This is a genomic window from Luteibacter sp. P4_E6, from assembly GCF_056401535.1.
In genome coordinates this window covers 1-12,090 of sequence record NZ_JBFUJE010000087.1, presented here as the reverse complement: position 1 = coordinate 12,090, position 12,090 = coordinate 1, and the positions used below count along the sequence as shown (strand labels likewise).

Below are 12,090 nucleotides of genomic sequence, written 5' to 3'. Positions count from 1 at the left end.
TCCTATGGCTCGTATGGCACGGCCAATGCCGAAGCCGCCCTCGGTGGCGCGATCAGCTCCGACTGGTCGGGCCGCGTATCTGCCATCGCCCAGCATCGCGACGGCTGGATCGACAACGACTACAAGGGCGAGAAGAACGATCTCGGTGGCTACAACGATCGCGCCGTTCGCCTGCAGGCCCTGTACAAGCACTCCGACGACTTCGACGCGCTGATCAACGTGCATGGTCGCCTGCTCGACGGCAGCGCCATGGTCAACCGCGCCAATGCGATTACCCTGGGCAGCGACCAGTTCGTGCAGGGCTTCGATCGCGATTCGGTGTCGCAGGACGGCAACAACAAGCAGCACCTGTTCACCTGGGGCAGCAACCTCCACCTGAACTGGCACTTCGGCGATCTGAACTTCACCTCGATCACCGGCCTGGAGCGCGCCCAGACGTACAGCCTCGGCGACGTCGACGGCGGCTACGACGCCTCGGAAACGCCGGCCCGCCCGAGCAGCACCAACCGCACCACGCCCTTCTATTCCGAGACCGCCGACGCTCTGCCGAAGGATCGCCAGATCAGCCAGGAATTCCGCTTGTCCAACGACAGTGCCGAGCGCCTGAAGTGGCAGGTCGGTACGTACTACTTCGACGAAGACGTCGCGATTACGAACTATTCGTACGACACGCTGAACAACCACGCCCTCAACGGCCTGGTCGACCAGAGCCAGCACACGAAGGCATGGGCGCTGTTCGGCTCGACCGACTACCAGTTCACCGACGACTTCGACCTGCGCGCCGGCGCCCGCTGGTCGCACGACAAGCGTGACTTCAGCGCCGAACGCTTCCTTGGCTTCACCGGCCCCATCGGCCCGCTGACCTCCAAGCCGACCGACTCGCGCTGGAGCGGCGACCTCACCGGCACCTGGCAGTTGTCGAAGAACGCGAACGTGTACGCACGCGTCGCCAACGGCTTCCGCGCACCCAGCGTGCAGGGCCGCATCACCTTTGCAAACAGCATCTCCACGGCGAGGCCGGAAACGGTGACCTCGTACGAAGTGGGCTTCAAGTCGACGACCGAAGACAACAAGCTCCGCTTCAACGCCGATATCTACAAGTACAACATGCACAACCAGCAGCTCACGGCGGTGGGCGGTGAAACCAACGTCACCGAGCTGATCAATGCGAAGAAGACCGAAGGCTATGGCGCCGAATTCGACCTCGAGGCCTACCTGACGCCACAGTTCTACATGACGGCCGGCGGCAGCTATAACCACACCGAGCTGAAGGACAAGAACCTGGCCATCGCTCCCTGCGGTGGCGGATGCACGGTGCTCGATCCGCTGAACGCCGAGGGCAATGCGCTGATCAACGGCAATTCGCTGCCCAATGCGCCGCAGTGGATCGGCACCTGGACCGCGCGCTACGGCATTCCGTATGGCGAGAGCGGCGAGTTCTTCGTCTACACCGACTGGAACTACCGCAGCGAAGTGAACTTCTTCCTGTACGACTCCGAAGAGTTCAAGAGCAAGCCGTTCCTCGAAGGCGGCATCCGCGTGGGCTACAACTGGGACTTCGGCAAGCGCGAGATCGCCCTTTACGGCCGCAACATCACCGACAAGAAGGTGATCACCGGCGGCATCGACTTCAATAACCGCACGGCCTTCGTCAACGACCCGCGCATCATCGGCGTGGAGTTCCGCGCGGAGCTGTAAGGCTCCGAGCCACCCTGATCGGCTAACGGCCGGCCCTGCAAAGGGCCGGCCGTTTTCGTTCGAGGCGAGCGGCCCTGTGTGAGCCGCTTCATCGGCGATCCCGCGGCAGCGGGCAGGCTAGCTGGCAGCACCCAATCGCCGCTGAAGCGGCTCCCACAGGTCTGCGCTGGCTTCCGCAGATCGGCGTCTGGCTCCCACAGCGCTTTGCCGTGCTGCCCTAAACCTTTTCCTCCAAAGCCGCATCAGAGGTAGTGCCGCCGACGCACCCCACCAGCACAGCGCGGCACGGCATAGGCCATAAGTCATATGGAATTTCACGAAATTCTGGTTGACGACTAAAAATCTTGTGTTATAGTTCACTACAACACCGGTCACCCACACCACCACTGGAGTACTGACATGAAAAACAACCTCAACCTCGCCGCCCTCGCCGCCGCCTTCGCCATTGCCACGGCTTCCCTGGCCGGCTTCTACAGCACCTCCATCTCCGCCGCCCCGCTCACCGAGATCAACGGCACGCACGTCACCAACCTGGCCCCGATCGTTGTCTACGCCAACGCCGACGCCGACGTCGCCGCCCTCTAACCCACTGACCGACCTGCAGCAAAGTCATCGGAGTCGAACCATGAAAGCGCCGAACCTCATCGCACTCACCGCCTCTGTACTTATCGCCGGAACCAGCGTGTTCGCCCTGCGCTCCTTCGATGACCGCGCCGCTGCACTGGTCACCGCCCCCCATTTCGTCAACGGCGTCCGCGTCGTCGACCTGCCAGGGATCCAGGTACGGCCCACCGACGCCGATGTGCGCGAGGCTGCCATGGCCAGCGAGGCCACCCTGGATTCGGCGGCTGCCGCCCTCAAGCGCAGCGCGGAAGATCGCGCCGCTGCCTTGATCGGCGCGCAGCTGGCCATGCCCTACTATTCGTTTGGTAATGCACTGCGCCGCACGGCCAAGGATTAAATACATGTCCATCACCTGGAACGACAGCGTCCCGATCTACCGCCAGCTCCGCGAACGCGTAGTGGCGATGATCCTGGACGGCGCCTTGAACGAAGGCGACCCGCTGCCGTCGGTACGCCAGGTCGCGGGGGATTTTCAAATCAACCCGCTGACCGTTTCCAAGGCCTATCAGGAGCTGGTCGACGAACAATTGGTTGAGAAACGGAGGGGTCTTGGCATGTTCGTTATCGATGGAGCGCGTGACGCGCTACTGAAAAGTGAAAGGGAGCGCTTCCTGCGCGAAGAGTGGCCGGCACTGTTTGCCCGCCTCCAGCGCATGGGCCTCGACCTGAAGACCTTAATGCGTGAAGCCCAGGGCTCCACGGAGGATCCGTCATGACCGCGGTCGTTACCGCCACTGGCCTGAGCAAACGCTACAAGTCGTCGCAGGCGCTGGACGGCGCCACCTTCCAGATCGGGTCGGGCCGGATCGTCGGCCTTATCGGCCCCAACGGTGCCGGTAAGACCACGGCGCTCAAGGCCATCCTCGGCCTGACCACCTTTGAAGGCGAGCTCAATGTCCTCGGCCTCGATCCGCGCAAGGATCGCGACAAGCTGATGGAACAGGTCTGCTTCATTGCCGACGTGGCCGTGCTGCCCCGCTGGATCCGGGTGAAGGACGCGGTGGACTTCGTCGCCAACACACATCCCCGCTTCAACCGCGCCAAGTGCGACGCCTTCCTGGCCCGCACCAAGCTGCAGCCGCAGCAGAAGGTGAAACAACTGTCCAAGGGCATGATCGTGCAGTTGCACCTGGCCCTGGTGATGTCGATCGACGCCCGGCTGCTCGTGCTGGACGAACCCACGCTGGGCCTGGACATCCTTTACCGCAAGCAGTTCTACCAGAGCCTTCTGGAAGACTACTTCGACGAGGACAAGACCATCCTTGTGACCACGCATCAAGTCGAGGAGATCGAACACATCCTCACCGACCTCATGTTCATCCGCGACGGCAAAATCGTGCTCGACACCGACATGGATAGCCTGGGTGAGCGTTTTGCCGAGGTGCTGGTCGGCGCCGAGTTCGCGCACGCCGCCCGGGAACTGAAGCCGCTCGACGAGCGCCAGGTCTTCGGCAAGAGCATTTTCCTCTTCGACAACGTCAGCCGGCCCGAGCTGGAACGCCTGGGCGAGGTACGACGCCCGTCGATCGGCGACCTCTTCGTCGCCACCATGAAGGGCACCTACGCATGAAAACCTTCTACTGGCTGGTCAAGCGCGAGTTCTGGGAACACAAGGGCGGCTTCTTCTGGGCCCCGGTGATCGCAGGCATCGTCTTCCTCGTGCTCAACGGCATGGGCATCATCCTCGGCGAAATACTCGGTCGCGAGCACTGGGGTGGACTGAAGTTCGGCAGCGACGTTCATTTCCAGAACAATATGAGCGTGCAGGACCTGCAAAACGCAGGCGCCGGCATCGACATCATGCTCTACGCTGTCGCCGCGATCATTCTCGGCATCACCGCCATCGTGGTCTTCTTCTATTGCCTTGGCGCGCTGTACGACGATCGTCGCGACCGCAGCATTCTGTTCTGGAAGTCCCTGCCGCTGTCGGACACATCCACCGTATTGTCCAAGCTGGCAAGCGCAGCCATCGTGGCACCGGTGATCGCCCTGGTCGTCGGCGTGATCGTGGGACTGGCGATGATGATCCTCCTGGCCATCGCCGCAAGCATGCATGGCGTCAGCGTCTGGTCGCTGCTGATAGAGGCACACCCGATCCGTGTCGTGCTCCACCTGATCGCACTGATCCCGCTGTACGCTATCTGGGCATTGCCTACGCTCGGCTGGTTGCYTCTCTGCTCCGCCTGGTCGAAGAGCAAACCGTTTCTTTGGGCTATCGCCCTGCCGGTCGGCTCTGGCGTCATCGTCTCCTGGTTCGGGCTGATGGGACTCGCCGATCTTTCCAGCAACTGGTACTGGAAGAACGTGGTTGGCCGGATGCTCGGTGGCCTGGTCCCGGGGGGATGGGCAGGAAACTCGACGATGACCGTGTTCCCGGGGCATAACGATCCTGTCGCCCTACTCGATAGCCTGGATCTGGCTTTCCACTACAGCGCGATGGGCAGCCCCTCGCTCTGGATCGGAGCGGCAGCCGGTGCCGCGATGATCGCCGGCGCCATCTGGTTCCGCCGCTGGCGCGACGAGAGCTGACACGACGTTCGGACGGCTCCCTCGGGAGCCGTCTTCCTTTGAGGGGTTTAAAAACCAGGGTTACTATCTTCGTCATCCGGAGGTTGGTCATGGTCCGTCCGCTGGGGTTCCTGCTCGTCCCGCTCGCTCTTCTGCTCGCCGCCTGCGCCACGCATCCGCTCGCTCCCGTCGCGCCGAAGCCCTTGCGCGGCGAAGCACTCGACCACCGCGTCGAGCAGCTGATGAAAGCCGCTAACGTCCCGGGCCTGGCTATCGCGATCATCGAAGACGGCAAGGTGACCTACGTGCACGCCTACGGCGAGCGCGATACGGCACAGCATCTTCCCCTGCAGACCGACACCGTGATGTACGCGGCATCCATCACCAAGATGGCCTTCGCGTACGCGCTGATGGGACTGGTGGACGAGCACCGTCTCGACCTCGACTTAAGCATCGCCGCCGACCTGCCCAAACCGTTGCCCGCGTACGACAAGTACGCCGATCTGGCAGGCGACGACCGCTGGAAAGCGCTGACGCCAGCGATCCTGCTCAGCCATCGCTCGGGCTTTGCCAACTATCGCTACTGGCCGCCTGGTAAGGACTACGACCCCGACGGCAAGCTGGCTTTTTACTTCACTCCGGGCACGCGCTACGCGTATTCCGGCGAAGGCATCAATCTGCTGCAGTTCGTCATCGAGAACGGCAAGGGCATCGACGTGGACACCTTGATGCGCAAGCGCCTGTTCACGCCCTTCGGCATGACACGCACCAGCATGACCTGGCGCGACGACTTCGCTGGCAACGTGGCGATCGGTTACGACGAAAACGGCAAGGCGCTGGGTCACAAGCACCGCGAATCCGTCCGTGCCGCGGGGTCGATGGACACCACCGTGCACGACTATGCCCAGCTGCTCGCCGCCATGGTGCGCGGCGACGGACTGAGCGCTACCACCTACCGTGACTGGCTGACACCGCGCATCGCGATCCACTCGCTCCAGCAGTTCCCGACACTCCGCTCGCCCGATACGACCGACAACGACGCCATCAAGCTCGGGTACGGGCTGGGCATGGCCCGCTATCAGTCCACCAACGGCCCCGTCTTCTTCAAGTCCGGCCACGACGACGGCACGAACAACCTCGCGGTCTGCCAGATGAACTCGCGCGATTGCGTGCTGCTGCTGAGCAACAGTTCCAACGGCGAGAGCCTCTTTGCCTACCTGCTGGAGGCGACGATCGGCGAGACGTGCTTTCCCTGGTACTGGGAGAACTACATCCCCTTTGACCACCCCGAGTTGAGGGGTGAAGCCGGGCGGGCACTGCCACGTTCCGCCTGCACGCTGCCGAAACCGAGCCTGTAGAACCCCACGTTGTCCGATCCTCACGCCCCGGGGACCGTTACTTACAACGTTTGGCCAGTTGCGGCAGGCAGGGATTGTCCCGTACAAGCGGGCGTAGTCACGGCAGGATGCCGTGGGCGGGGGACGCCGATGGTGCACGGGGAGAGTCGCGATGAATGCGGAACACGCAGGGGACGACGTGCCCCAGGAGCCGACTGAGGCGCAGGCTCGCGAGAGCCGACGCGTGTCCCGCGGCGGCGCCGATGACTCGTGGTATGGACTCGCCCTTTCCGGTGGCGGCATTCGCAGCGCGACGTTCTGCCTGGGCGTGCTTCGTGGCCTGGCCAAGCAACACATCCTGAAGCGCTTCGACTACCTGTCCACGGTGTCCGGTGGCGGCTACGTGGGCTCGGCGTGGGGGCGCCTGTACAAAGGGGCCAACAACCCCGCCACCGCCGCGACTGTCGAGAAGGCCATCGCGGACGACGATTCGCTCGTTATCTGGTGGCTCCGGCAGAACGGCCGATTCCTCACCCCCGCAGGCGCACGCGACCTGTTCAAGACCTGGACGACGCAGTTCCGCGCGTTCATCGCGACGCAACTGGAAATCGCTTTCCTGGCGTTGTTGATCGGCGTCATCGTTGTGATCGCGCACATGGTCACCGTGTGGCTGCCGACGCCGGACCCCATCTGGTTTATCGCGGGCAGCGCATGGTTCGTGGTACTGCCGCTCATGCTCGCGTTTGTCGCCGCCATGATGTGCGGTTACTGGTTCCTCGGCAGGGGACTATGGGCAGGCGCTGGCGTCAGCATCCTGACCATCCTGCTGGCAACGACCCTGTTCTATACGGCGGCGACATCGCCTGGCTGGTCGCTTCGTTCCGCGGCGATGGTGGTGGGGGCCGCATGCCTGGTTTGCCCCCTTGGTTATCTTGTCGCGCTGGCCACGTCACTGGCGCAGCGCGACGCAGGCCGCAATCGCGTCATATTCAACAACGTGCTCGCCGGCCTGCTGGGCCTGTCCCTGGGCGTCCTCGTCATCGGCTGCCTGGACGTTGCCAGTTGGGCGATTCGCCACTGGCTCCTGAACATCCGCACGGGGGAGCACGGCACCAGCGTCTTTGCCGGCGCAGGCATTATGTCCGTCCTGCTCGCGGCGCTACGTACCGCCGTTCCCGCGTTTCTTACGCGTGGCAAGGGCAACGGCCGTGCTGCGATTCCGTGGCTGGCGCTGGCGCAGATCGCGTCATACCTGCTCCTGGGGTTGATCATCCTTTTCTGGACGACCTTCGTGCAGCTGATCGCCTTTCCGGGCGATGTGCGGGACTTTCCCGCATGGTTACAAAACGACGTCGTTCGCGCCGCCTGCCTGGTGATTCCCATTGCGGCGTACATGCTTATCACGGGCCAAAGCCTGGATTTCCTCAACCTGTCGTCGCTGCATCTGTTCTATCGGTCCCGCCTGGCCAGGGCCTACGTCGCAACCGGAAACTTCGGCGCAGCTGGCTCGCGCTGTCCCGCAAGCGCGCTGGATTCGAAGAACCTGACGTTGAATGGCGTGCCCGTGACAGATCTGGTTGCCAAGGCCACCGAGCTGTTACCGAACGACGATATTCCGTTCCCGGCCTACGCACCTCACTTGCATGGCGGCCCCATCCATCTCATCAACTGCTGTATCAACCAGACGATCGACGACCGCACGGGCACGTTCAATGCCGATCGCAAGGGCGTCTCGCTCACCGTCAGTAGCTTTGGTGCGGAGATAGGCACCGGACCCGCCTGTCCTCCGGCCGCGCCACTGAAGAACACAACGCTGGCAGAGTGGATCGCCATCTCCGGTGCGGCGATCGGCTCGGGCATGGGTACCTATACGCGCTCTGCCCTGTCGGCGCTGCTGTTCATCAGCGGCCTGCGCCTCGGATACTGGCAGAAGAATCTCTCCCAACCCGTCACTCGCTGGGTTTTTCTCGAGAAGTACCGGGCAATGTTGCGCGAATGCCTGGGCATGTTCCCCGGGCTGAAAAGCGCTCAATGGTACCTGTCCGACGGCGGCCACTTCGACAACACCGGTGTCTACGCCCTGCTCAAGCGGCGGCTCGACCTCGTCGTGCTCGCGGACTGCGGCGCCGATCCCGACTACCTCTTCGGCGATGTCGAAAACCTTGTGCGTAAGGCACGCATCGATTACGACTGTGACATCGAGTTCATCGACCCTCTGGATCCGACGCTTACAGGGTTTGCTCTGGCGCCCTTCCTCGCAACGCCAACGTCCATGACCAACAAGCCGGGCGATGACTTCCTGTTGCTTGCGCGTGTCACTTATCCGCCCCGGACTGCGAGCGACGAAGCGTTCGTGGGTGCGCTCCTGATCGTGAAGCCGCGCGTGCCCACCGCGTTCGATCTGGACACCACCGCGTATGCCGAGCGGCAACCGCCGTTCCCACAGCAGCCCACGTCCCAACAGTTCTTCAGCGAAGAACAGTGGGAAAGCTATTGTCACCTTGGCACCTATCTTGGCTCGCTGCTTTCCGGCCCGAGCCTTGCCGCATTGCCGGCCCTGGTGAAAGCAGCAGCCGTGATCACCATGCCCACCGGGAAACTCGCGCCGAAGAAGCCCGTGAAAGCCAAGCGATCGACGGCCGCCACCGTCGGGGCATCGATTGGCCTGGGTGCCGTCGCCACGGCGTTGATCGCTATCTGGCAGGCATGGGACGGGCAGCGAACGGAGGCTGCAACGCTCGCCAAAGCCGCCGCCGAGGATGCGGGCAAGGTCACCGCGCAGATCCGCATCGTTCGCGAGGACTTCAAGAAAACAACGATCGACGTCGACAGTGCGTCTGACGACGTGACTGACTTGATCAGATTGTCATCCGCTACACCGCTGGCGGGAAGCAATCGCGACGACATGGCGACGCTGGAAACCCGGGTGCGCGCCCGCTGCGGCGCCGGCATCGACCTTTTCACCTGCACCAACCTCGCCGACAATCTGAAAAGAGCGCTGGTGCCATCGCCGGGGACGTGGGAGACGAACCTGGCGGAGTATCGAATCTGGGACAATCCTGTTCCGATCGAGGGCTCAACCAACGATCAGGGGACCACGACGCTGGCATCCCATGCGACGACCGGGGCGACCGACCTGGGGCCGGCGGTGCTGACCGGCGCAACCGCGGCACCTGCACGGGACGCTGCGGTGGCCGCCCCCGCTCCACCCCCTGCACCTGCCGGACCCGCGCGCGCGCAGACCGCGCCTGTGGCCACGAGCACGAAGGTGCCCACCGTCGAAGTGACCTACACCGCAGATGATGTCCGCACTGCGTGCGGCGGTACGGACCGACCCACCACCGTGTACACACAGGTTTACAACGACACCTCGCGGGAGAGAGCGATGGCCTACAACGCGGCGCTCAAGACGCTCGGCCTACGTGCTCCGGGCGTCGAGAACGTCACAGCCACGGCAGCGCGGCGCGGCACGCGCATTCCCTTCCAGTGGAACCAGCCTACCCTGCTCTACACCACGTCGGATGGCGCAGGCTGCGCAACGGCCCTTGCCGGATGGGCCACCACCGCGCACCACATAACGCCCCAGGTCGTGCCCCTACCGCAGGGACAAGGCCGGCCAGGCGTCCTCGAGCTGTGGTTGCCGGCGCATTGAGCCGGCAACGCGACAGATCGCCCTCCCTCAACCACCGCCACCACCACCGCCGTGAATGCCGCCCTTGGTCAGTGTGGCGGGATCGAGCAGCCTGGCCAGCTCGGCCTTCGACAGGCCGGTGGTTTCGAGGGCAACATCCATGATCGGACGCTTTTCCTTATAAGCCTGCTTGGCCGTGGCGGCCCCCTTCTCGTAGCCGATGACCGGATTGAGCGCGGTCACGAGAATGGGATTCTTGTCGAGCGCTTCGCGGATGTGTTCTTCGTTGACCTTGAAGCCGGCGATCGCTTTGTCAGCCAGCAGTACGATCACGTTCGACAGGATCTCGATCGACTGCAGCAGGTTGTACGCGATGACGGGCAGCATCACGTTGAGCTGGAAGTTACCCGACGCGCCGGCGACGGCTATCGTCGCGTCATTGCCGATGACCTGGGCTGCCACCATCGCCGCCGCTTCCGGAATGACCGGATTGACCTTGCCCGGCATGATCGACGAACCGGGCTGGAGTGCCGGCAACTCGATCTCGCCCAGACCTGCCAGCGGACCGGAATTCATCCAGCGCAGGTCGTTGGCGATCTTCATCACGGCAACGGCAAGCGCACGAAGCTGGCCAGAAAGTTCGACCGGGGCGTCCTGTGCAGCCATGCCCGCAAAGTAGTTCTCGGAGGACTCGAACTTCACGCCGGTAAGCTTCGTCAGCTCGACGGCAACCGCCGGTCCGAACTTCGGATCCGCATTGATGCCCGTACCCACCGCGCTGCCACCCTGAGGCAGGCGACGCGTGCGCTTCAGGGTGTCGGTGATACGTTCCGACGCATCGGCAATCTGCGCCGACCAGCCCGAAAGCTCCTGTCCGAAAGTGATCGGCATCGCGTCCATCAGGTGAGTGCGGCCGGTCTTGACGACCTTCTTCAGCTCTTTGGCACGGGTGTCGATGGTCTTGCGCAGGTGCTTCAGCGCCGGCAGCAGCTTCTCGGTCGTCGCCAGACTGGCGCTGACCAGGATCGCCGTGGGGATCACGTCATTGGAGCTCTGCCCCGCGTTGACGTGGTCGTTCGGGTGCACGGTCGTGCCGGCCGCCTCGGCGAGGTGAGCAATGACCTCATTGGCATTCATGTTCGAGCTGGTACCCGACCCGGTCTGAAAGACATCGATCGGGAAGTGTTCGTCGACGCCACCGGCGGCGACCTGCTCGGCGGCGGCACGGATGGCTTTGGCGGAGGCCTTGTCGAGGTGCCCCAGCTTGACGTTCGCCTCTGCCGCCGCCGACTTGATCAGGCCCAGCGCACGAATGAACTCGCGCGGCATGGTCAGCCCCGACACCGGGAAGTTATCCACCGCCCGCTGGGTCTGGGCGCCATAGAGGGCTTTGGCGGGTACCTTCAACTCGCCCATGCTGTCGCGTTCGGTGCGGAACTTGCTCATGCGGGGAACCTCGGTGGGAGATTCCCCTACAGTAAGGCCCCTTGATGCATTTTTGAACGTGTGCGGCCCCTATTCCCCTGTGGGAGCCGCTTCAGCGGCGATCCCGCGGCAGCGGGCAGGCCGTCGCCAGCACCCATCGCCGGCAAAGCCGGCTCCCACACAAGGCCCCCGCAGCGCCCAGGCGGTATAATCAGCGGCTGCCCCGCCTAGCCTCCAGGAACGCCCCATGTCCCACGCCACGCTGACCGCCCTCTCGCCGCTGGACGGCCGCTACGCCTCCAAGGTTGAGCCGCTGCGCCCCATCTTCAGCGAATTCGGCCTCATGCATCGCCGTGTGCACGTGGAGATCCACTGGCTGCTGGCCCTGGCCGCGCACCCGGGCATCGTCGAGCTGCCGGCCTTCCCGGCCGACGCCGTGACCCGCCTGCTCGCCATCGCCGACGCCTTCTCCATCGAGGACGGCGAGCGGATCAAGGCGATCGAGGCCACGACCAACCACGACGTCAAGGCGGTCGAGTACCTTATCAAGGAAAAGATCGGCAACGATCCCGCCCTCGCCCAGGCCAAAGAGTTCGTGCATTTCGCCTGCACCAGCGAAGACATCAACAACCTCGCTTACTCGCTGATGCTGCGCGACGCGCGTGAATCGGTGTTGCTGCCAGCGCTGGACAAGGTCATCGCGATGCTGCGCGGCCTCGCGCACGAGCACGCCGGCCTCTCCCTGCTCGCTCGCACGCACGGCCAGACCGCCTCGCCGACGACCATGGGCAAGGAAATCGCCAACGTCGTCGCGCGCCTCGAGCGTCAGCGTCGCCAGCTCGTCGCCATCGAGATCCCGGGCAAGAT

General features: G+C 63.8%; 10 protein-coding genes. 9 read left to right on the top strand and 1 reads right to left on the bottom strand.

Annotation, left to right across the window (positions count from 1 at the left end; all coding sequences use genetic code 11):
- The 8 genes from AC1DT2_RS07940 to AC1DT2_RS07905 all read left to right on the top strand — a co-directional run.
- The coding region (locus tag AC1DT2_RS07940; RefSeq protein WP_477295694.1) for a TonB-dependent receptor at positions 1-1,698 on the top strand (1,698 nt) is incomplete at its 5' end.
- A 399-nt stretch (positions 1,699-2,097) separates the two neighbouring features.
- Positions 2,098-2,283, top strand: coding sequence for a hypothetical protein (locus AC1DT2_RS07935; RefSeq protein WP_063572314.1), 186 nt, complete (start codon positions 2,098-2,100; stop codon positions 2,281-2,283).
- A gap of 40 nt (positions 2,284-2,323) precedes the next feature.
- Complete coding sequence (locus AC1DT2_RS07930; RefSeq protein WP_477295692.1) at positions 2,324-2,659, top strand: hypothetical protein; 336 nt, start codon at positions 2,324-2,326, stop codon at positions 2,657-2,659.
- A gap of 4 nt (positions 2,660-2,663) precedes the next feature.
- Positions 2,664-3,038: a GntR family transcriptional regulator gene (locus AC1DT2_RS07925; RefSeq protein WP_046969113.1), complete on the top strand. Its 375-nt coding sequence runs from the start codon at positions 2,664-2,666 to the stop codon at positions 3,036-3,038.
- Positions 3,035-3,892 (top strand): ABC transporter ATP-binding protein, encoded by an 858-nt coding sequence (locus AC1DT2_RS07920; protein WP_063572317.1) that lies wholly within the window; start codon positions 3,035-3,037, stop codon positions 3,890-3,892. The genes AC1DT2_RS07925 and AC1DT2_RS07920 overlap by 4 nt, the downstream gene beginning before the upstream one ends.
- On the top strand, positions 3,889-4,851 hold the full coding sequence (locus tag AC1DT2_RS07915; protein WP_477295689.1) for a hypothetical protein: 963 nt from the start codon (positions 3,889-3,891) through the stop codon (positions 4,849-4,851). The genes AC1DT2_RS07920 and AC1DT2_RS07915 overlap by 4 nt, the downstream gene beginning before the upstream one ends.
- 89 nt (positions 4,852-4,940) lie before the next feature.
- Positions 4,941-6,188: a serine hydrolase domain-containing protein gene (locus tag AC1DT2_RS07910; RefSeq protein ID WP_477295687.1), complete on the top strand. Its 1,248-nt coding sequence runs from the start codon at positions 4,941-4,943 to the stop codon at positions 6,186-6,188.
- Positions 6,189-6,339: 151 nt separating this feature from the next.
- Entirely contained in the window at positions 6,340-9,819 is a 3,480-nt protein-coding gene (locus AC1DT2_RS07905; RefSeq protein ID WP_477295685.1) for a patatin-like phospholipase family protein, read from the top strand.
- 27 nt (positions 9,820-9,846) lie between these two features.
- On the opposite strand, the gene AC1DT2_RS07900 is transcribed toward AC1DT2_RS07905, so the two are convergent.
- Positions 9,847-11,244 carry a class II fumarate hydratase gene (locus AC1DT2_RS07900; protein ID WP_477295683.1) on the bottom strand — a complete coding sequence of 466 codons (1,398 nt, stop codon included), beginning with the start codon at positions 11,242-11,244 and terminating at the stop codon, positions 9,847-9,849.
- 226 nt (positions 11,245-11,470) lie between these two features.
- Between AC1DT2_RS07900 and AC1DT2_RS07895 the strand changes: the two genes are divergently transcribed.
- Positions 11,471-12,090: lyase family protein (locus AC1DT2_RS07895; protein ID WP_477295681.1), on the top strand; the 620-nt coding region annotated here is incomplete at its 3' end.